Below are 21,800 nucleotides of genomic sequence, written 5' to 3' on the forward strand. Positions count from 1 at the left end.
CGAGTATGTATGGTGAGTGTTGATTCAGTCCGTGATAGGGGCGACCCAAACGCGCCCCAAAAAAAGCCGCCATTCCTTTGGCGGCTCGGCGGGCATGGCTTTACAGCTTTAGCCCCGTTGCTCTGCGTCCCCATCTTTCGACGGGTTTGCTCTGAGCAAAGGATCGATAGATGTCCTGGATGAACGGCTTTCGAAGCGTATACAGCTTTCATGGTATACGTCGATAAGAGGTTATATAACACATTTAAAATTTAAGAGTCAACGAGTTTTCCACACGTGACAAAAAATTATTTCGGCATGAGACATCCCTCCGAAAGACATACCGTCATCCACTTTTGAAAGACACGCCACCTCTGCAGATCCGGTTTGAATCAATGCTCCGGCGCGGCCCCATCGTTGCCTTCATGAACGCCGTTGTTCTAAAATGAGTTGATCAAGCCTCGATCTCAAGAATTTCTTCACGAGGAGAAAGGAAGGAGGGTCATGGAAGCACAAGCGGTTCGCGTCGGATGTTCCGGCTGGCAATATCGTCATTGGAAAGGGAACTTCTATTCCGCTTCCCTCCCTCAGAAAAAATGGCTCGACTACTATGCCGCGCAATTCGACACCGTCGAGATCAACAACAGCTTCTACCGGCTTCCGAGCGAAAAAACGTTTTCCGAATGGCGCGATCGGGTCCCCGATCATTTTCTCTATGCGGTGAAAGCGAGCCGGTATCTCACCCACATCAAGAGGCTGAAAGATCCCGCCGACCCGCTCCACCTCTTCTGGAGCCGGGCCCGGCTTCTTGGACCGAAGCTCGGCCCCGTCCTTTATCAACTCCCTCCTCGTTTAAAGCGGAACGAGCGGCGGCTCTTCGACTTTTTGGAGGCCCTCCCGGACCACCCGCTGCAAGTGGTTGAATTTCGAGATCCAACCTGGTATACCGATGAGATCTTCCACGCGATGGAGGCGAGAGGGGTGGCGATGTGCCTCCACGATCATCACGAATCGGCCACGCCGCGGGAGACGATCGGGCCGTTTGTCTATACCCGATTTCACGGCGGCGACGGTCATTATCAAGGGGCCTACTCCGATCGGACGCTCAGAGACTGGGCGGCCTGGCTTGCAAACGAAGCCCGGTCTGGAAAAGCGATTTATGCCTATTTCAACAACGACACCGGCGGGCACGCGCCGCGGGACGCGCGAATGCTTCGAGAACACCTAACATCACTTCTTCAAAAGGAGGCGGCCTGAATGAATCGGATCGTTTCATTGATCGCCAGCAGCACCGAAATCGTCTGCGCGCTGGGTTTGGAGGATCGACTGGTCGGCCGGTCCCATGAATGCGACTATCCCCTCTCGGTTTCCCGTCTGCCGGTCTGCACGGCGCCGAAATTCGCCACCGAGGGGACCAGCGGCGAGATCGACCGGCGGGTCAAAGGGCTTTTGCAGCAGGCGTTGAGCATCTACCGGGTGGACGCCGATCTTCTCAAACAGCTTCGCCCCACCCACATCATCACGCAGACCCAATGCGAGGTCTGCGCGGTCAGCCTCAAGGAGGTGGAAGCGGCGCTTCGGGATTGGATCACCCCCGGCGCCGCGGCGGAGGCGTCCCCGATCCTCATTCCCCTCGCCCCGAATGCGCTCTCTGATATTTGGGCCGACATTCGGCGGGTCGCCGACGCGATGGGGGTTTCCGAGCGGGGCCGCGCCCTCGTGCAACAGTTGCAGGAGCGGATGGCGGCCATCGCGAAGAAAAACGAACGGCCGGCGGTGAGGCCGCGCGCCGCGGCGATCGAATGGATCGATCCGCTGATGGCCGGGGGAAATTGGATGCCGGAGTTGATCGGGATGGCGGGGGGGGTGAATCTCTTCGGAGAGGCCGGGAAGCACTCCCCCTGGATGACCTGGGAAGCGCTCATTCAGGCCGATCCCGATGTCATTCTGATCTTGCCGTGCGGATTCGACATTCCGCGGACCCGGAAGGAGCTTCCCGCGTTGACCGCGCATCCGGCTTGGCCGGCGCTGAAAGCCGTTCGCGAGAAACAGGTCTATCTGCTCGACGGGAACCAGTACTTCAACCGCCCCGGTCCCCGCCTTGCCGAATCGCTTGAGATCTTGGCGGAGATCTTCCATCCCGACCGGTTTCGGTTCGGCCATGAAGGGACCGGGTGGATCAGAATCTAGTTGCTCGATCCCGTCTACCCGGTCCCCCTTGCCGCGCGTTTCTTCCAGAGGATCTGGCCCTCCCCTGAACAGCGGCGGCAACCTTCTCACTTCTATGGAAGGGTGTAGGTGACGCTCAGGTACGGCCGAAGAGTGGCGGTCGGGTGCTCCATGCTGGCGAAGAAGCGGTAGCGATCGGCCCCTTTGCTGGCATCGGAGTTCACCAGCAGCCCGAAGTTGCTCGAAGGACTGCTCATCCACTCCCGCACCATCGCGGTGATGTCCCACACCTTGTTCCCCAGCGTCTTGTTGATCAACTCCGTGTCATAGGCCGCCGAGATGTCCGCCTGCGCCAACGGATAATTATTGCGGCAGCAGCTATTCGCCGTCCACGCGTTGGTCCCGTCATACGTCATACCGGTGGCCAGGGTCAGATCGGGATTCCGATTGATCAGCTTGTGCACGGCAACACTGTAGGTGGCATCTGCGGTCGCATCACTCTCCACCAGAGAGAGATTCAGCGTCGCGCTCTGAATCACCGCTCCGGCGGGAATGCCGCTCAAGGCGAATTTCATCAACACCGCATTGGCCGTCTGGTTTGCAGGAAAGGTGTAGGTGTTCAGCGTCGTCGACCCACTATACACCGTACTGTTGAGGTTTAGGAACGTATCGGCAACCGGATTCAGCCTCACCTGTGTACTCGGATTGAGCAGCAGCGTGGTTGCACTGATCGCAGGAGACTGCGCCGAGACGTTCCCCGCCGCATCATAAGCAGCCACCCGGTAGCTGTATAATGTCGCCGCCAACAGACCGGTATCCGAGTAGCCGGGGGTCGCAGTCGTTCCGACCTGAACCCCGTTTCGATACACCCGGTAACCGGCCACCCCGACATTATCCGTCGAAGCGCTCCAGGTCAGATTGATCTGGACCGCCGAGAGAATGTTCGCTAGCAGTCCCTGCGGAACGGAAGGGGCCGTGGTATCCGGCAGCGGAGCGGTCGTGAAAGTCCCATTCCCGGAGGCCGCCAAATTGCCGGCAGCATCTTTACTCTTTACCCGATATTGATAGGTGGTGGCGGGATTCAGTCCGGTCAGGATCTGGGAGTGCGCCGTGAGCAGGGTGGAGACGATGGCGGTGGAGGCGCCATAGGCCGTGGTCGTTCCATACTCCACCTGGGTGTCGGATGCTTCGTTGGTGGTCCAGGTGATCGTCGCGCCGTTGCTGGTGATGCCGCCAGCGGCCATGCCGGAGATCACCGGCGCGGTGGTGTCGGCCGCCGCATAGGTGATGCTCAGATAGGGCCGCAGGGTCGCGGTCGGATGCTCCATGCTGGCGAAGAAGCGGTAGCGATCGGCCCCTTTGCTGGCATCGGAGTTCACCAGCAGCCCGAAGTTGCTCGAAGGACTGCTCATCCACTCCCGCACCATCGCGGTGATGTCCCACACCTTGTTCCCCAGCGTCTTGTTGATCAACTCCGTGTCATAGGCCGCCGAGATGTCCGCCTGCGCCAACGGATAATTATTGCGGCAGCAGCTATTCGCCGTCCACGCGTTGGTCCCGTCATACGTCATACCGGTGGCCAGGGTCAGATCGGGATTCCGATTGATCAGCTTGTGCACGGCAACACTGTAGGTGGCATCTGCGGTCGCATCACTCTCCACCAGAGAGAGATTCAGCGTCGCGCTCTGAATCACCACCCCGGCCGGAAGACTGCTTAATGCAAATTTCATCAACACCGCATTGGCTGTCTGGTTTGCAGGAAAGGTGTAGGTGTTTAACGTCGTCGACGTATTGTACACCGACGTGTTGATATTGATGAACGTGTCGGCCGCCGGACTCAATCTCACCGTCGTCGGTGTGGATGTGGGCGGAGGATTGGACACCAGCGTCGTTGCGTTGATCGCGGCAGACTGCGCCGAGACATTCCCCGCCGCATCGTAGGCGGCCACCCGGTAGCTGTATAGCGTCGCCGCAAACAGACCGGTATCTGAATAGGTCCGGCTGGTGGTCGTTCCGACCTGGACCCCGTTTCGATACACCCGATAGCCGGCCACCCCGACATTGTCGGTCGAGGCATTCCAGGTCAGATTGATCTGGACCGCTGAAAGCACAGAAGCCAACAGATTCCCGGGGATGGAGGGCGCCGTTGTATCGGGCAGGGCAACGGTCGTAAAAGTCCCATTTCCGGAGGTCGCCAAGTTACCGGCAGCATCTTTACTCTTTACCCGATATTGATAAGTGGTGGCGGGATTCAGTCCGGTCAGGATCTGGGAATGCGCCGTGAGCAGGGTGGAGACGATGGCGGTGGAGGCGCCATAGGCCGTGGTCGTTCCATACTCCACCTGGGTGTCGGCCGGCTCATTGGTGGTCCAACTGATCAGGGCCCCGTTGGCAGTGATACTCCCCGCCACGATTCCCGAAATCACCGGCGCGGTTGTGTCCGGTGGCGGCAGCGTCCTTGTACTCACCGCGGCGCTCTGGGCCGACAGGTTCCCCGCCTCATCGTACGCTGCGACGGTGTAGCTGTAGGCCGTGTCGGCCGCTAAACCGGCATTCGAGTAATTCCGCAAGGTCGTCGTCCCCACCTGGGTGCCGTTGCGATAGATTCGATAACCGGTTACACCGACGTTATCGGTGGACGCATTCCAAGAAAGGTTGATCTGACTGGAGGAAGCGGCCGTCGCCGTCAGGCCCGTCGGCGCCGTCGGCGCCGACGTATCCGCAGTGGATGCTGAATAAGTGATGCTCAAATACGGCCGAAGAGTGGCGGTCGGGTGCTCCATGCTGGCGAAGAAGCGGTAGCGATCGGCCCCTTTGCTGGCATCGGAGTTCACCAGCAGCCCGAAGTTGCTCGAAGGACTGCTCATCCACTCCCGCACCATCGCGGTGATGTCCCACACCTTGTTCCCCAGCGTCTTGTTGATCAACTCCGTGTCATAGGCCGCCGAGATGTCCGCCTGCGCCAACGGATAATTATTGCGGCAGCAGCTATTCGCCGTCCACGCGTTGGTCCCGTCATACGTCATACCGGTGGCCAGGGTCAGATCGGGATTCCGATTGATCAGCTTGTGCACGGCAACACTGTAGGTGGCATCTGCGGTCGCATCACTCTCCACCAGAGAGAGATTCAGCGTCGCGCTCTGAATCACCACCCCGGCCGGAAGACTGCTTAATGCAAATTTCATCAACACCGCATTGGCTGTCTGGTTTGCAGGAAAGGTGTAGGTGTTTAACGTCGTCGACGTATTGTACACCGACGTGTTGATATTGATGAACGTGTCGGCCGCCGGACTCAATCTCACCGTCGTCGGCGTGGATGTGGGCGGAGGAAGGGGCGCGGCGGTAGTGAAAGTATTGTCCAACGAGGTTGCGAGGTTTCCTGCGGCATCCCGGCTCAACACACGGTAGTGATAGAGCGTTTGAGGCTGCAGACCGGTCAAGGTTTGGCTATGAACCGTCACCAGGGTTGCCACCCGCGCGGTGGAAGAGCCATAAGCCGTGGTGGTCCCATACTGTATCTGTGTATCGGTCGGCTCGTTGGTTCCCCATGTAATCACCGCGCTGTTGCCGGTGACGCTCCCCGCGTTGATGCTGGAGATCACCGGGGCCAATGTATCGGGCGTCGTGAGCGTCTTCGTCACTTCGGCAGAGAAGCTGCTTTCATTTCCTGCGGTATCATAGGCCGTCACAGCAAAAAAATAGGTTTGGTTCGCAAGACCGGTCAGGGTATACGATGTCGTCTTGCCGACATTGATCGAAGGTCCATACGTCCGTGAGGCGGTCCCGAAATAGACGCGATATCCGGCCAGATCCGACTCGGCGTTCGCGCTCCAGGTCAGCGTGGCATCCCCGGCAAAAACGGTCATGCTAAAAAAGAGAAAAGAAAAAATGAAGACACCAAAGATCAGGCCAACCTTCTTAGCGTCACTCACGATGGACCTCCTTTTTTCCAAATAAAAAAGCCGCCAAATAGAAAATCCTTTGGCGGCTCGGCGGACATGGCCTTTCGGCTTTAGCCCCGTTGCTCTGCGTCCCCACCTTTCGATGGGTTTGCTCTGAGCAAAGGTCAGATTGAAACAGGACCGCTCATTCGATCATCCCCGCGATCACACGCAATCGCAAATAAAAAAGCCGCCAACGGGATTCCCTTGGCGGCTCGGCGGGCATGGAAGAGGAGCGTCTCTTCTTTAGCCCCGTTGCTCTGCGCCCTCTCCTTTCGGAGAGTTTGCTCTGAGCAAAGGATGAACGAATATTTCAATTGCCTTGTTATGATGTCGCAGTTTATATCATCCGACTTATTCACTGTCAATCGGACAGTGACCTTACGTGAGGAAGTGTGTATTCCAGATCACAAGAAATGTTATCTCGGAATTTCAGCGGGTTGACATTGTGCTCTCTCCGAATCATGCGCGTTCGCCGAAACGAAGCACAACTTCTCTTATTTCCTTCCACGCGCTTTTCCGTAGCGGCCATTCATTTTTCTTCGATCTTGAAGTAGGCGAGCGCGCCCGGGCGCGCTCTGATCGCCTGTTTCGTAGACGCATTTTGGGGGTGTAAAAGGGGTCCGAACTATGGTATGATCGGCCTAATAATCAATTGAGGCTTCTTAGGAACGCCAAGAAGGAGATCGATCCAAAAATGATCCAGATAACCGAGATTGCAAGGAAGAGAATCGCCGTCCTGAAGCAAGATCAAGAAACCAATCATGGGAAAAAGATCGAGGGACTCCGGCTGGTGGTCAAGTCGATGTCGCCGAGCCCCGAGTATGCCCTTGCCTTCGTCGAGCAGGGGAAGAAAGAGTTGAACGACACGGTGGTCGAAGTCGATGGAATTAAGTTATTCATGGAGTCGCGCCATGCGAACCTTCTCGAAGATGTGAAGATCGACTTCATCACCGGCCTCCAGCAGACCGGCTTTAAGGTCGATAATCCCAAGGTCATCGAATCGAAACCGGCGACGCCGGCGACACCCCCCAACTTGGAGAGCCCCCAGGCGAAAGCGGTCCAACAGGTCATCGATACCGAGATCAATCCGGGGGTGGCCGCGCACGGAGGGTATATCACCTTGGTCGATGTGAAGGAGGAGATCGCCTACATCCGGCTGGGAGGGGGCTGCCAGGGTTGCGGGATGTCCAATGTGACGCTCAAACAGGGGGTCGTCGTCGCGATCAAGAAAGCGATTCCCGAAATAAAAGATGTCGTCGATGTCACCGATCATGCCGGCGGAACCAATCCTTATTACACCCCCGGAAAATAACCAATCCCCCTTCCACCGTTCCAGCCCATCGAAAATGAACGGCCCGGGTCGGAGCACCCGTTTCGGCCGAACCAAGCCGGGGCATCGCACAATCAACCATCATCCGTTTCCAAGCTCTCCCCTCATTTTTCGGAGGGTTCCATGAAACGGCTTCTTCTCCTCCTCCCGAGCACGTCGTATCGCGCGGCCGACTTTCTCATTGCCGCGGAGCGCCTCGGCGTGGCGGTCGTCGTCGGCTCGAATGAGCGACAGGCCCTCGAATCGGTCGTTCCCGGAAAAACGATCACCCTCGATTTCGCCGATTTAAAAGGGGCCGCCGAAAAAGTGGTCGACTTCGCCAAGGATCATCCGATCGATGCTGTTGTGTCGGCCGATGAAGAGTCGATCGTTCTGGCCGCAACGATCTCGGAAGCGCTCTCGCTCCCCCACAACCCCGTCTCGGCGACCGCCGCCGCAAAGGACAAACATCGCCTCCGCGAGGTCTTGACCGCCGCCTCGCTCCCGACCCCTCCGTTCCAGCTCTTCTCGACCGACGATCCGCCGGAGGTCCTTTCGCAAAAGGTCTTTTATCCTTGCGTCTTGAAGCCGACCTTTCTCTCCGCCAGCCGCGGCGTGATCCGGGCGAATCATCCCGATGAGTTTGTCGCCGCTTTTTATTGGTTGAGCCGCATTCTAAAAGAGCCGGAGGTAAAGCGCCTCGGCGGCGATGCCGCCAAACAGATTTTGGTCGAGGATTTTATACCGGGAAAAGAGGTCGCGCTGGAAGGACTGCTCCGGGAGGGACATCTTTCGGCCCTGGCGCTCTTCGATAAGCCCGACCCGCTCGATGGGCCTTTCTTCGAGGAGACGATTTATGTGACCCCCTCGCGCCTCCCCCCCTCGATGCAAGAGGCGATCACCGAATGCACCGGCCGGGCCGCGGCGGCGCTCGGGCTGAAGGAGGGGCCGATTCATGCCGAGCTTCGGGTCAATGAGAGAGGCCCCTGGATCATCGAATTGGCCGCCCGATCGATCGGCGGGATCTGCTCCCGCGCGCTTCGATTCGGCGTCGGCCTCACCTTGGAAGAGATCATCCTTCGCCATGCCCTCGGCATGCCGATCGAATCGCTCGAGCGGGAGCGCCCCGCAGCCGGGGTGATGATGATCCCGATCCCGGCCTCGGGAACGTTGCTCAATTATCAAGGGGTCGAAGAGGCGAAAAAGGTGCCGGGGATCGTCGATGTGAAGATCACGATCCACCGCAAACAGAAGGTGATCCCCCTTCCGGAAGGGAGACGCTACCTCGGATTTATCTTTGCCCGCGCCCCTCAAGCTGAACAGGTCGAAGCCGCCCTCCGAGACGCCCACCGGAAGCTGAAATTTGAGATTGTCCCGTTTAAGTAACGGCGCCGGCCGTCAGGAGGCATCCCCCTGCTCCATCGGATACCCCGCCGCTCGCCACGCTTTGATCCCCCCGTCCATCGACACCACATTCGTATATCCCATCTTCTGCAGGTTGTCGGCCGCCAGGGCCGACCGATACCCTCCCCCGCAGTAGACGACGATCTCTGCCTTCTTATCGGGGATCAACCCCTCGATATCCCGCTCCAAAATTCCCCGCCCCAGGTGCCTTGCTCCGGCCGCGCGATCCTTCCCCCATTCATGGTCCTCCCGGACATCGATGAAGTGAACCGGCCTTCCCTCTTCCAACCTCGCCTTCACCTCCGCGACCGTGCACTCTTTAATCCGTTTTTTGGCCTCCTCGACCAGCTTGAGAAAACCGGGATGGTGCGCCATATACATGACTCCTTTAATAAAGGGGCTCCATTAATAAAAAGGGCTTCATCTCTGGAGCCCCCTTTACTAAATCGAGTTTGACCAATCTTAATGTTTCGCAGGAGCCGCCGCGACCGCCAGGGTGAAGAGGCCGTCCCCTTCCTGCGTGAGCTTGAATTTCGCCCCCGCGGGGACGACATCGCCGAGGTCCCCCGCGAAGAGATCTTCGATCATCTTCTTCACAAAGTCCTTCCCCATCTGCGCCGCGCCGATTCCGAGCCCTTGCGCCTTCGCCTGCTGAAAGTTCCCGAACTCCAACTCCTTGCTCCCGCCGAACTCAGCCGGAAGGGCAAAACCGTCGAAGACGATCCGGGCGCTGTTCAACGGCTCGATCAGCGCAATGAGCGTTTTCGCCACCTGGTCGGCCGGAAGGATCTGCGGTTCCGGCAGGGCGCTTTCCGCTTGCGGGAACTCTCGAAGAGTCTCATGGAGTTTCACCTTCGCATCGTTCATCATCAGAAGGGGGGCCAAATCCCGCAGCTTCTTGAAAATATCATCGTCCCCCGGCAGCTTCTTCGCCGATTCGATGACTTTGATATGCATCATCGGAAGATCAAACCGCTCCAACACCGGCCGCTTGCTTTTGTCGTCGAGGCGAAGCCAACGGAGTAATCGGGGCTTGAGGCTCGGGATTTCGGAAAAAAGTTTATCGGCCAGTTTTGCCTGGACGTCGGCATGGAGCCCCTTCCCTTCGAGGAGCTTCTCCATCTCCGCCTCGACCTCCTCGTCGGGGACAAAACCGGAGAGGGCGTCGATCGTCGTCTTCTGCGCCTCCAGACGGAGCCCGGTGAAATTGACCTTCACCATCTTGATCAGCTCGGCGCGGGTTTCCGGAGTCTTGAAGGTTCCGATCAGCCCGACGACGTTCTGCTTTTGAAGCTCGTCCTGGACCCGATACATCAATTCGAAGAGCTTCGCGAGCCGGGCGGCGTTGGTCGGAAGATGGCGGAGCCCCTCTCTCGCCTGGTCTTTGTCGAGGGCGGTGGTGGAGGGAAGCCGCGTCTGATAGAGATTGAAGAGCGCCTCCCAAACCTCATCCTCGAGCGGAATCGACTTCTTCTCCTTCCGAGCCACCTTGGCCCGGGAAGCAAGGGCGATCGCCGCCTCTTTCCGGATATTTTCGCTCCGATTCTTCAGCCCGACCAGCAGGGCGCGGATGACCGCCTCTGTGCTCGGATAGCCGATCGCGGGCCCCTCTTTCGGGAGTGTCTGGATCAGGGCCCGCATGGTGTGGATGACCGTGTCATCCGCTTTGGACGTGACCGCGCCGGCCAGGAGGGTATCGAGGCCCGCCGGGGGATATTTTCCCTGGATATACTGCGCGAAGAAAAGAAGCGCCTCCTCCCCCCCCTTCGGGAGCATCTCGATGAGAACGGCATTGGTCGCATCACTGTGGGAGAAATAACTCAACGTCTTGTACAGCTCGATCCAGACCGGATTGTGGCCGTCTCCTTCGGCCCGCAGCCGCGCCGCCAGCATCTCGCGAAGTTTTTCTTCAAAGAGCTTCCGCTCCTCTTTTTTCTTCTCCGTTACAAGCTGGATGATCATGTTTCTCAGCAGGATCGCCGTCTCCAGGCGGATCTCTTTTTGAGGGGCCGAGAGAAGGGCGGCGATCGAGCCGATCGTCTCAGGGTCGAATGGAAGCCGTTTGAGGAGCCGCATTTCGAGTTTCTGAATCCACTCGACCGGCTCCTTTTGAACGATCGGTATCAGAATCAATCCGATCTTCGGGTCCGGCGCCGTGGTGCTGTAAACGAGTTTTTCCACGGTCGATTGCCGCACCGCATCCGGCGTCTTCGCCGGGTCCAACTTTGCTTCCAACTCTGTCGCCATCCGATCCCCCCGTAGAATGTAAATGAAAAAGCTTGCAATTGTCTTTTATAACCCATCTCCGGGTCTGAATTCAAGAAATTCTTGACAAAAAAAGAGGGGCACGGCGCCGCCGTCTCCCCTCTTTCCCTCTGATTCTTCACCGATATTCTATGATTTCAGCATCTTCCGTAGAAATTGTCCCGTATAAGACTGTTCTACCTGGGCCACCTTCTCGGGAACCCCGGTCGCAACGACCTCCCCGCCCCCCGTTCCCCCCTCCGGGCCGAGGTCGATGACCCAATCGGCGTTTCGAATGACATCGAGATTATGCTCGATGACGACGACCGTATTCCCCGATTCGGCAAAGCGGTTGAGCACATCGAGCAGCCGTTGGATGTCGGCGAAGTGAAGGCCGGTGGTCGGCTCGTCGAGGATATAAAGGGTCTTTCCGGTGGGACGTTTGGAGAGCTCCTTGGAGAGTTTCACCCGCTGCGCCTCCCCGCCGGAGAGGGTCGTCGCCGATTGCCCCAGCTTGACATAGCCGAGGCCGACCTCCTGGAGGGTGAGAAGCTTGCTCTTGACCGAGGGGATCGCCTGGAAAAAATCCAAGGCCCCCTCGACCGTCATGTCGAGGACATCTGCGATGCTCTTCCCCCTGTAGAGGATGTCGAGGGTCTCCCGGTTGTACCGCTTCCCGCTGCAGACTTCGCAGGTCACGTAAATATCGGGAAGGAAGTGCATCTCGATCTTGATCACCCCGTCCCCCTGGCAGGCCTCGCAGCGGCCCCCTTTGACGTTGAACGAGTAACGTCCCGACTTATAGCCGCGCATCCGCGACTCGGGAAGCTGCGTGAAAAGGTCGCGGACGAAAGTGAAAACGCCGGTGTAGGTGGCCGGGTTCGAACGGGGGGTCCGCCCGATCGGCGACTGATCGATATGGATCACCTTGTCGATCTGATCCATCCCGTCGATTCCGCGGCAGCTCCCCGGCCGCTCGCTGCTCCGGTAGATCTTCTGCGCCAGGTTTTTGTAAAGAACCTCCAAGACCAACGTCGATTTGCCCGACCCGGAAACGCCGGTCACGCAGGTGAGGAGCCCTAACGGAATCTCGACCTCGATGTTCTTGAGATTATTCTCGGTCGCTCCCTTGATTTTCAAAAACCCCTTCGCCTCCCGGCGGCGCGGCGGCAACGAAATCGACCGCTCCCCGGAGAGATACTTCCCGGTGAGGGAGCGGGGATGATCGAGGATCTCCTTCGGCGTCCCCTGCGCGATGACCTCCCCGCCATGAATTCCGGCGGCGGGGCCCATGTCGATCACCCAATCGGCCGTCTCGATCGTCTCCTGGTCATGCTCGACGACCAGCACGGTATTCCCCAGGTCGCGAAGGCGGCGAAGGGTGTTCAGCAGCCGGACGTTGTCCCGCTGGTGCAGGCCGATGCTCGGCTCGTCGAGGATGTAGAGGACGCCGACGAGCGACGAGCCGATCTGCGTCGCAAGGCGAATCCGCTGCCCCTCCCCGCCGGAGAGGGTCCCCGCCGCCCGATCGAGGGTGAGGTATTCGACACCCACATTGGCGAGAAACCCAAGCCGGTCCCGGATCTCCTTCAAGATCCGTTGGGCGATGACCCGCTCCTTTTCGGTCAGCTGCAGATCGAGGATGAATTGAAGCGCCTCCTGGATGGAGAACTTCGTGATCTCGGCGATCGACTTGGCGCCGATCTTGATGGCGAGGCTCTCCGGCTTGAGGCGGTTTCCTTTGCAGGCGGGGCAGGGGTTCATCCCCATGAACTCTTCGATTTCGGCCCGGATGTAGGAAGAGTCGGTCTCCTTATAACGGCGCTCCAGGTTCCGGATCACCCCCTCGAACGGCCGGCGGAAGAATTCGCGGCGGCCGTCTTTTTCATAGTAGAAGCGGATCTCGTCCGTGCCCGACCCGTAGAGGAGGATTTTTTGATGCTCCGGGGCCAGCTCCTGGAAGGGGGCGCGCAGGTCGAAGTTGTAATGCTCGGCGAGCGCTTCGAGCATTTGATAATAAAACATCGAGCTGCGCCGCTCCCAGGGACGGATCGCCCCTTCGCGGATGGAGAGCTGCTTGTTCGGAATGACCCGGTTGGGGTCGATATCGAGCGTGGTCCCGAGCCCGTCGCAGGAGGAACAGGCCCCATGCGGGGAGTTGAACGAGAAGATCCGCGGCTCGATCTCCGGGTAGCTCACCCCGCAATCGACGCAGGCAAGGTGCTCGGAGAAGAGGATCTCTTCCTTCTCTTTGAGGAGGAAGACGATCCCCTCCCCCATCTTGGCCGCGAGTTCCAGGGAGTCGGCAAGCCGCCGCTCGAGCCCTTCTTTGACGATCAGCCGGTCGACCACCACTTCGATCGTATGCTTCTTGTTTTTGTCCTGGATCGGGTGCTCCTCTTGCGAGAGATCGATCATCTTCCCGTCTACTCGGACCCGAACAAAACCCTTCTGCCGGATCGCGAGGAGCTCTTTTTTATACTCCCCTTTCCGGCCCCGGACGATCGGCGCGAGGATCTGAATCTTCTCCCCTTTTGGAAATTGCATGACGGTGTCGACCATCTGCTGGATCGTCTGGGCGGTGATCTCCTTGCCGCACTTGTAGCAGAAAGGGCGGCCGATCCGGGCATAGAGGAGACGGAAGTAGTCGTAGATCTCCGTGACCGTCCCGACGGTGGAGCGGGGGTTTTTGCTGGTCGTCTTCTGCTCGATCGAAATCGCCGGAGAGAGCCCTTCGATCGTATCGACGTCGGGCTTGTCCATCTGCTCCAAAAACTGCCGGGCATAAGCCGAAAGCGACTCGACGTAGCGCCGCTGCCCCTCGGCATAGATCGTGTCAAACGCCAGCGATGACTTCCCCGACCCGGAGAGCCCCGTGATCACGACGAACCGATCTCGCGGAATCTCCAGATCGATGTTCTTGAGGTTGTGCTCCCGCGCCCCTTTGATGACGATTTTTTGGTCTTTCATAAAATCCTATTAAAGAGGGCGAAACACAAGATTCGCCCCTACATTGAATGATTCGAACCAGCGATTTTATCACGCAGTTCTGGTCAGGTCAACGAGGGTAGGGCCATTTGGAATGAGGAATCGGGGAAAGGAGATCACTTCATTATCTTTATCTTTATCTTTATCTCTATCTTTTTCTCTCCCTCCCAGCGGAGCCGATCGATGGAGGCGCCGGCACAGCGTTGTAAGAGTTGCGAGACAGGGTGCCTGAAATGCGCGTCCTCACACGCGCATTCCAGGCCAATCTGCAGGGAGTCCGATCCCAAACGGACCGATCGCATTGGGCCAGCGCCGGAATCGACCGGCTCCGCGCCCCCCCTATCTTTCTTTCACGGTTGCTTCGGCGATCTCCTCTTTTCCGTCGCGAAGGAAGAAAATGGAGATCCGATCTCCCGGATGGAGCGTCTTGAGGAATTCGGAAAAATCGCGGAGGTTCGTCACCGGGACGGCGCCGATCCGGACGATCCGGTCCCCCTTTTGAAGCCCCGCTTGGTCGGCGGGGGAGCCGGGGACGATCCCTTCCAGCAAGATCCCTTTTCCCTGATCACCGAAGTCGGGGATCGTCCCGAGGCTGACCCTTCTTCCGGGAGCGGGGGCTGGCGCCTCCCCGGCGCGCCGCTGCGGGAGGAGAGAGGTGAGCGGCTCCGGCCGGGCGGCGAGATAGGCGACTGCCTCCTTGAGAACGGAGGCGATCTTGATCAAGCCCGCCTGATCGATCTTGTCGGCGGTGTCGGAGGGACGATGGTAATCGAGATTCGGACCGCTGTTGAGCTGGACCGCCGGGACGCCGGCATCGGCGAAGCTGACCTGGTCGCTCGTCCCGAGATCTTTCTGAGCCGACTGAATCGGCACCCCGGTGACAAAACCGACCCCGTTGAAGAGATGAATCCACTCTTCGGCCGAACCGGTCCCGAAGACAAGGAGCTTATTTTGTCCGAGCCGGCCGACCGTATCGAGATTCACCATCCCCATCATCTTCTCTGGCGGGAAGTTTTTGGAATGGGCGACGAAGCGCTTCGACCCCCGGCGTCCCGCTTCCTCGCCGGAGAAGGCGACGAAGATCACCGTCCGCTCGGGCGGTTTCTCCTTTGCCAAGACCCGCGCCAGTTCCAGCAGAATCGCCACGCCGCTCGCGTTGTCGTCGGCGCCGGGGTGGACCTTTCCTTTATCCCCTTGGTGGACGTCGGGCCACCCCTCTCCGAGGTGGTCGTAATGCGCTCCGACCACAACACTCTGACCGGCCCACTCCGGCCTGCTCCCGGGAAGGATGCCGATGACATTCTTCAACGTGGTCTCTTGCTCCGGATCCCCCCCTCGCTCTTTCCAGCTCTGGAAATAGTTTCCCTCCGAATCGCCCCCCGGCGAAAGAGCTGCTTTACGGAATTGGCCGGCGATGTACTCCGCCGCCTGATCGAGCTCCGGGCTCCCAAACCCGCGGCCCCGCAACGTCTCCGCGGAAAGGAACCGGATATCCTCCATCATCCTCGCATCGGAGAAAACGGCGGGAAGGGTCGCCAGCGCCTGCCGGGGGGGGAGAGTCGCGCGGTCGATTTCAACCCGCTCTCCCCGGTTGTTCAGGGGATAGAGGGTCATCGGGGAGTGGATCACCGGCCACTGCCCCTTGACCACGTTGGTCGGCTCCTCCCCCTCGAAGGCGAGATAACTGTAAGGGCCGTAGTGGGGAAGCTTTCGCGCCAGGCCCGGAAGGGCGTCGGGCCGGTCGGTCGCGATCCAGGAGAGCGATCTCGCCGGATTGGCCGGATGCCGCGTGGTGAAGACGAGGCTATGATTTCGGATGGGGATGGTGACGTTGTTGACCTTCAAGCTGGAGCGCTCGACGTCGGCCCCTCCTTTCGGTAGGACGCCGCTGAACTCCAGATGGTAATCGGCGAGGGCGCCGATCATCGTCATTTTAAATCGGTTGTTCCAGCCGAGGATCCAGACCGCCCGGTCGGCGGGAAGGGTCTCCACCTCGCTGTCGAGCTTGATTTCGATCTCCGTCGACTGTGTCTTACTCCAGGCCTCGGCCAATCGGCGATACTCTTCAAGCAGCGCTTTCGACTCCGACGACGGGAGGATCATCAATCCCTTCTCCGCGCCGAAGGCAAATGAGAGAGCGGGGGGAATTTCGTTCCGATCGAGCCGCCGGAAGAGGTCGAACTCCGGATCGATGTCGAATCGAAGCGGCCGGGCCGGCAGTGAGAGCGAGAAGGTCTGCCGCTTCGCGTCCATGTCGACAGTGATCGAATGGACCCTCTCTTGCCCCTCCAGGGTGACGGCGATCGGAACGCGCAGTCGATAAGCCGGACCGGTCTGGATCTGCTCCAACGCGACGGTCAGGAGAAAACCGTTCTCCTCCTCCGTTGCCGTCGTCTCGCCGACACGGAGGGCCGGCGCGCCGCTCCGGGTCACCCACTGGTCGAACTTGGCCTGAAGATCTTTGCCGGAGACGGCGGAGAAGGCCCGCTGCAGGTCGGCGAACCCGGCCCGCTTGAACCGGTGGTCGCGATAAAACTGTTGAAGCGACCGGACGAAGAGGTCGTCACCGAGTTGCCGGCGGAGCATGTGGAAGAACATCAGCGTCTTGCCGTAGCCGACCGCTTCGCTCGCCGGGCTGTGACGCCCGCGGAAGGCGGTGAGCGGAAAATCTTTTCCCTCCGCGACATAATCGGCATACTTTTGAAGCGACGCCCGACGCGCCTCCGCCCCCTTCCCCCGCTGCTCCGAGATCAGATGATCGGCCAGGTAAGCGGTCAACCCCTCGCTCCAGTTGCCGCCAGTGAATTCAACGTAGACGCCGTTCCCCCACCAGTTGTGGAGGACTTCGTGCGGATAAGAAGAGTGGAGAATGAACGGCAGGCGGATCACCTGCGAGCCGAGCAGCGTGAACGACGGCATTCCGTAGCCGGTCTCCCAGTAGTTCTCGACCAGCGCGAACTTCTTGTAGGGGTAGGGGCCGATCAGCTTTTGGTACATCTCGATATACTGCCCCGTGACGCCGAGATATTTCTCGGCCAACTCCGGATCGGGCTTTCTCAGAAACGCCATCGCTTCGACCGGACCGGCTTTGCGGTACTCGGTCAGCGGCCCGCCGACGAGAAAAATCTCCTCCTGCGGCTCGGGGGACTCCCAGCGGACCGTGGTCCCGCTTTCGCTCCGTTCATGTTCGGTCCGCTCCCCCTGGCTGATCGCCTCCCACCCTTGAGGCGACTGCGCCTCGACCGCGAAGGTCACCCGGCCGCCGTCGAACCAGGGATACCAAAAGGTCGATGCGGCCAGATAAACCCCCTCGGGGGAAAGGGCCCCCGGTGTCTCGCCGAAGCTTCGGGCGTATTCCTCTCCTTCTTCTTCGGGATGGTCGATGGCCCCCTGATATTTCAGGACGAACTCCCGCTTCCCGGCGGGGAGGGTGACGCGGTACTCATCCAGCGGCAGCTTCATGCCGAGCGCCTCCAAGTCGACGCCGAGCATCTCTTCGGACGGTTTCTCGGCCCGGACGATTTCGACCCCCGGCGTGGGGGAGCCGGGGGCGAGGCCTTCGTGAAGGAGAAAGGGAATTTCAGCGCCGGAAGGGGTCCGCGCCTCCGGCAGAGTGATCCGATCCTCGACCTCGATCCTGTGCGCTTCGGGATGGAGGGTGATTTTGATTTCGTGGTGGACCTGGGCGTGGAGGGAGGCAGGGAATAGGATCAGGACAAGTAAAGCAAAGATGCGGTATCCACGGTGTTTCATTGAATGTCTCCAAGGGAGTCCTTCCAACATTAAAGGATTTCATTTGATTTATGTCAAGATGTTTAAAGGGGGGCGCTGCGTTGACTTCCCCCCCTCTCCGTGATAGAACTTTTTCTACATCGCCTATGGAAAACCAATCCACCGAAAAACGTCCGCTGGCAATCGGGTTCTTGTTGACGACCAGCCCGGAGCATCAGAACAGCCACACCGTTTTTCGGTTGATCGAGGCGCTGCTCGCCGCGGGACACCGGGTTTCTCTCTTTTTGATGGACGATGGGATCTACAATATCGTCCGGATCGATTCGCCGAACAGCCCCTCCGCGCATCTTGAAAAGCTGATAAAGGCGGGATTGGCCGTCTCCCTTTGCACGCAGTCGGCGGAGGGGCGGGGGATCTTCGAGGCCGATGCGGTTTCCGGGATCGGCTGGCTCTCGCAGCATGCGCTCTCCCGGATCGTCGCAGGATCGGATCGTTTTATGTCCTTTGGAGCCTGAGCAATGAAGAAAGTCCTCGTCCTCATTCAAGACGGCCCATTCAATACGATTCGGAGCAGCGAGGGGTTTCGGATGACGATGGGGCTTTCCCTCGCCGACAATGAGGTGTCGCTCCTGTTGATGGGAGATGGGGTCTTCAACCTCCTCCCGCTCCGGGCGGAAACGATCGGACAGCCGTCGATCCAGACCTATCTTGAATACTTCCCGAAGGTCCGCGTTCAACTCTATGCCGAAGCGGGGGCGCTGGCGGACCGCGGGGTGCAATCACTTTCGGAAGGGGTCAAACGGATCTCGCATCAAGAGGCATTTCAACTCGTCTCAGCCGCGGAGGTGGTGATTCCGTTTCGATGAAGACACTCCACATTCTCAGAAAGACGAGCGAACCGATCGCGCTCGAAGCGATCCAAAGCGACCCGCGGGCGGCGGTCCTCCTGATTCAGGACGCGGTCCTGACAAAGGGGGTCTTTCCAGTGGAAACGTATGCTTGCCGCGAGGACCTGGACGCCCGGGGGATTGACCGCTCTTTCCGTCCGGTCGACTACAACGATATCGCCCGGCTCATCGTCGAATACGACCGGGTCATCACCTGGTAGCCTTCCGCATCCGCCGAATGTCCGAGCCTTTCCGAATGTAATTTTAAGAAAAATCGTTTTTTCCCGGAATAAAAATCGGCGCCCGACTGTTTTAATCGGTAGAAACCGGAAAAATTCCCAAAACCGATCAACCAGGAGAGGAGAAATATGAATCATCAAAAAAGGTCGTTAGGGATCTGGGCGGTGGTGGCCTTCGCCGCTTTTTTCCTCATTCAAATCACCGCGGCCGCCGAACCTTCCAAAAAAGAGGCCCGCCCCGCCATCCTGTTGGGACTCGATGAGGCGTCTTTCCAGGTCCCCGCCGATAATCCGATGACGCCGGAGAAGATCGAGCTGGGACGGCTTCTCTTCTTCGACAAACGCCTCTCGGGGGACAACAGCATCGCCTGCGCCACCTGCCACATGCCGGCGCTCGCCTTCACCGACGGGCAGCCGGTCTCCGCCGGCATCCGCCGCCAACTGGGGGGACGGAGCGCCCCGACCGCGATCAACCGCGCCTTCAGCCAGATCCAGTTCTGGGACGGACGGGCGGCGACGCTCGAAGCGCAGTCGATCGGCCCCTTCACCAACCCGATCGAGCACGGTTTCGCCGACTATGACCAGATGCTCGCCAAGATGAAAAAGATCGAAGGCTACCGGACGCTTTTCAAAAAAGTTTTCGGAACCGATATCACGATGGACGGGGTCGGGAAGGCGATCGCGAGCTTCCAGCGGACGCTGATCTCCGGAAACAGCCCGGCCGACCGGTACGACTACGGCGAAGACGAAAACGCCATCTCCGATTCAGCCAAGCGGGGGCTGGTCCTCTTTCGCAACAAAGCCCGCTGCACCAAATGCCACTCCGGTTTCAACTTCACCGACGAGAAATTCCACAACCTCGGCCTCGGCTGGGACACCGGGAACGTCGACCTCGGCCGGTATATGGTGACGAAGAACACGAGCGAGATCGGGGCGTTCAAGACACCGACCCTCCGGGAGATCGCGAACACCGCCCCCTATATGCACGACGGCCGGTTCGGCACCCTGGAGGAGGTGGTTGACTTCTATAATCAGGGAGGAATCAAAAATCCGTTCCTGAGCGAGCTGATCCTTCCGCTCGAATTGACCGCGCAGGAGCGGAAGGACCTGGTCGCCTTCTTGAGAGCGCTCAACGGCGAAGGATGGCAGCATGTAAAAGCGCCGGAGGAGTTTCCACAGTAGGGGCGAATCTAAGATAAGGGAAAAGGGGGCGATCACAAGGATCGCCCCTACATCAGATCTGAAAATAGAAAGGGGGCCGAAAGGCCCCCTTTCTATTTATCGGTTAACTCGGGCGTCTTTTACATCAAGTTTCGGTCCGGTTCATCGGCATGGCAGAGGAGGCATCCCTCCTTCGCCGCGCGAAGCTGGTCCGCCACCAGAAGATAGCTGACGTTGGCGTCGCTCCAGGCGATCACGTCGTAGCCGTGATGGCGAAGGGTGTAGAAGGAAAGCGTTCCCCGCTCGGCCGCCTTGTCGCCGACCGCCATCGGCTGAGCCGGCCCCAGAAGCAAGGAGGAGAGCCCCCCTTCCGTTCGGAAAACGATCAGCGGCACCCGAAGGGCGCCGACCTGCTCAATCCTCCCCCCGATCATTTCGATCGAACCGCTCCCTGCCGGCAAGGTAAAGGGGACATCGACCTTTCCCTCAAACCAGGCCGAGAGGGCGGCCGGATCGCTCTCCCGCACGTCCAATCCCTTCTGATCCGCAACCACCGCCGCATGGGCCTCGACCGCCAGATCGACCCAAGTCAACGCCTCGGGATGCTCCGCCGGTTTTGAAAACAAGAAGAATCCCCCCGCGCCGAAGAGGAAGAAAACCGCCAGGAGAGAGGCGACCCGCACGGCGGAGCCCCAGCCGGCGCCGAAGCGCGATCCCCATCGGAAACGGGCCTCCCCCGCGGGAACCTCATCGGCGATCTCCTCCCGAATCCGCCCGCGGAGCGACGCCGGAGCGGGCTCGGCCGGGATTCCCCCCCGCAGTTCTTCCAGAAAGGAGCGCTCTTTTTCGAAGCGGCCGCGGCAAGGGGCGCACTCGTCGAGATGGATCTGCACCCGAAGCGCCTCTTTCACATCGAGCTCGTTATCCAGGTAGGGATAGAGGAGCTTCGTCATGGTTTGGCAATCATACATCGCGCTCTCCTCCCGAGACGCCGGGCCGGTCGGTCACCGAAAAAGGCCCGCTCTCATAATCCTTCAAATGTCGCTTCAGCTGATTTCTCGCCCGAAAGAGACGGGACATCACCGTCCCCAGCGGGACGCCGATCAGGCGGCCGATCTCTTTGTAGTCAAACCCCTCCGCGTCTTTCAAAAGAACCACCTCCCGAAGGTGGGCCGGAAGGGCCTCCAGCGCCTTCTTGAGGTCATGCCTCGCGATCCGGCTTTTGAGGGAGCCGTCTTCCCGCGATACCCCCGGCGGAGAGAGCGGCTCAAAGTCGCCCGGCTCATCGAACTCCGAGACCAATACCTCCCGCGACCGTTGATGATACTGATTGATGAAAATGTTCCGCAGGATCGTCATCAGCCACGCCTTGCAGTGGGTCCCCCTTTCATACCGGTCGAAGAAGCGGCAGGCGCGCAGATAGGTCTCCTGCACCAGATCCTCCGCCTGGTCCCGATCGCCGGTCAAAAGAGCGGCGTAGCGATAGAGCGAATCGAGAAAGGGTAAAGTGGTCTCTTCGAATTCCCGCGGATCTTTGTTCTTCATATGATGCGGCGCCCTTCCTCCCTAAACCCTAAACCGCCGGGCGGGCTGTTTTATTCCATGTCATTTCGAATCCGGTCGGCGGAAACGCTTTATTTTAACCGAGACGCGGGGCGATGAACAGCCCGGAGGGAGGGAACCGCTGCGGTCGGGATATTTCCGGCTTGACAAGAGTGGGAACCGAATGTTACCCATTGGCAGA

The 21,800-nt window shown here is 59.3% G+C and carries 15 protein-coding genes and 3 riboswitches; of the genes, 8 read left to right on the forward strand and 7 right to left on the reverse strand.

Features of this window, described 5'->3' with window-relative positions; translation table 11 throughout:
* Positions 1-76: 76 nt before the first annotated feature.
* Positions 77-161: riboswitch (cyclic di-GMP riboswitch) on the reverse strand.
* A 322-nt stretch (positions 162-483) separates the two neighbouring features.
* Positions 484-1,236, forward strand: a complete 753-nt coding sequence (locus MNODULE_RS11625; protein WP_168059940.1) for a DUF72 domain-containing protein — start codon at positions 484-486, stop codon at positions 1,234-1,236.
* Positions 1,237-2,169 carry a cobalamin-binding protein gene (locus MNODULE_RS11630; RefSeq protein WP_168059942.1) on the forward strand — a complete coding sequence of 311 codons (933 nt, stop codon included), beginning with the start codon at positions 1,237-1,239 and terminating at the stop codon, positions 2,167-2,169.
* 92 nt (positions 2,170-2,261) lie between these two features.
* On the opposite strand, the gene MNODULE_RS11635 is transcribed toward MNODULE_RS11630, so the two are convergent.
* On the reverse strand, positions 2,262-6,080 hold the full coding sequence (locus MNODULE_RS11635) for a fibronectin type III domain-containing protein (RefSeq protein ID WP_168059944.1): 3,819 nt from the start codon (positions 6,078-6,080) through the stop codon (positions 2,262-2,264).
* A 48-nt stretch (positions 6,081-6,128) separates the two neighbouring features.
* A riboswitch (cyclic di-GMP riboswitch) is annotated at positions 6,129-6,213 on the reverse strand.
* Positions 6,214-6,295: 82 nt separating this feature from the next.
* A riboswitch (cyclic di-GMP riboswitch) is annotated at positions 6,296-6,388 on the reverse strand.
* A gap of 398 nt (positions 6,389-6,786) precedes the next feature.
* Here MNODULE_RS11635 and MNODULE_RS11640 point away from each other — a divergent pair.
* Both MNODULE_RS11640 and MNODULE_RS11645 read left to right on the forward strand, forming a co-directional pair.
* A complete protein-coding gene (locus MNODULE_RS11640; RefSeq protein WP_168059946.1) occupies positions 6,787-7,404 on the forward strand; it encodes a NifU family protein in 618 nt (205 codons plus the stop codon).
* A 141-nt stretch (positions 7,405-7,545) separates the two neighbouring features.
* Positions 7,546-8,787: an ATP-grasp domain-containing protein gene (locus tag MNODULE_RS11645; protein ID WP_168059948.1), complete on the forward strand. Its 1,242-nt coding sequence runs from the start codon at positions 7,546-7,548 to the stop codon at positions 8,785-8,787.
* 12 nt (positions 8,788-8,799) lie between these two features.
* On the opposite strand, the gene MNODULE_RS11650 is transcribed toward MNODULE_RS11645, so the two are convergent.
* The 4 genes from MNODULE_RS11650 to MNODULE_RS11665 all read right to left on the reverse strand — a co-directional run bounded on the left by MNODULE_RS11650 (position 8,800) and on the right by MNODULE_RS11665 (position 17,790).
* Complete coding sequence (locus MNODULE_RS11650) at positions 8,800-9,180, reverse strand: rhodanese-like domain-containing protein (RefSeq protein WP_168059950.1); 381 nt, start codon at positions 9,178-9,180, stop codon at positions 8,800-8,802.
* Between the two features lie 87 nt (positions 9,181-9,267).
* Entirely contained in the window at positions 9,268-11,052 is a 1,785-nt protein-coding gene (locus tag MNODULE_RS11655; RefSeq protein ID WP_168059952.1) for a hypothetical protein, read from the reverse strand.
* 147 nt (positions 11,053-11,199) lie between these two features.
* Entirely contained in the window at positions 11,200-14,019 is a 2,820-nt protein-coding gene (gene uvrA / locus MNODULE_RS11660; protein ID WP_168059954.1) for an excinuclease ABC subunit UvrA, read from the reverse strand.
* Between the two features lie 357 nt (positions 14,020-14,376).
* Entirely contained in the window at positions 14,377-17,790 is a 3,414-nt protein-coding gene (locus MNODULE_RS11665) for a M20/M25/M40 family metallo-hydrolase (RefSeq protein ID WP_168059956.1), read from the reverse strand.
* A 125-nt stretch (positions 17,791-17,915) separates the two neighbouring features.
* Between MNODULE_RS11665 and MNODULE_RS11670 the strand changes: the two genes are divergently transcribed.
* The 4 genes from MNODULE_RS11670 to MNODULE_RS11685 all read left to right on the forward strand — a co-directional run bounded on the left by MNODULE_RS11670 (position 17,916) and on the right by MNODULE_RS11685 (position 20,077).
* On the forward strand, positions 17,916-18,284 hold the full coding sequence (locus MNODULE_RS11670; RefSeq protein ID WP_168059958.1) for a DsrE family protein: 369 nt from the start codon (positions 17,916-17,918) through the stop codon (positions 18,282-18,284).
* Positions 18,285-18,287: 3 nt separating this feature from the next.
* On the forward strand, positions 18,288-18,635 hold the full coding sequence (locus MNODULE_RS11675; protein WP_168059960.1) for a DsrE family protein: 348 nt from the start codon (positions 18,288-18,290) through the stop codon (positions 18,633-18,635).
* Positions 18,632-18,877: a DsrH/TusB family sulfur relay protein gene (locus MNODULE_RS11680; protein WP_168059962.1), complete on the forward strand. Its 246-nt coding sequence runs from the start codon at positions 18,632-18,634 to the stop codon at positions 18,875-18,877. The genes MNODULE_RS11675 and MNODULE_RS11680 overlap by 4 nt, the downstream gene beginning before the upstream one ends.
* Positions 18,878-19,024: 147 nt before the next feature.
* Complete coding sequence (locus MNODULE_RS11685; protein WP_168059964.1) at positions 19,025-20,077, forward strand: cytochrome-c peroxidase; 1,053 nt, start codon at positions 19,025-19,027, stop codon at positions 20,075-20,077.
* A gap of 119 nt (positions 20,078-20,196) precedes the next feature.
* Here MNODULE_RS11685 and MNODULE_RS11690 read toward each other — a convergent pair whose 3' ends face one another.
* Both MNODULE_RS11690 and MNODULE_RS11695 read right to left on the reverse strand, forming a co-directional pair.
* Positions 20,197-21,027, reverse strand: coding sequence for a zf-HC2 domain-containing protein (locus tag MNODULE_RS11690; RefSeq protein WP_168059966.1), 831 nt, complete (start codon positions 21,025-21,027; stop codon positions 20,197-20,199).
* The gene (locus MNODULE_RS11695; RefSeq protein ID WP_168059968.1) at positions 21,020-21,601 is read right to left on the reverse strand and encodes a sigma-70 family RNA polymerase sigma factor; all 582 of its coding nucleotides are present in this window, start codon (positions 21,599-21,601) and stop codon (positions 21,020-21,022) included. Before MNODULE_RS11695 ends, MNODULE_RS11690 begins: the two co-directional genes overlap by 8 nt.
* Between the last annotated feature and the right edge of the window lie 199 nt (positions 21,602-21,800).

Source organism: Candidatus Manganitrophus noduliformans, assembly GCF_012184425.1.
Lineage (GTDB): Bacteria > Nitrospirota > Nitrospiria > SBBL01 > Manganitrophaceae > Manganitrophus > Manganitrophus noduliformans.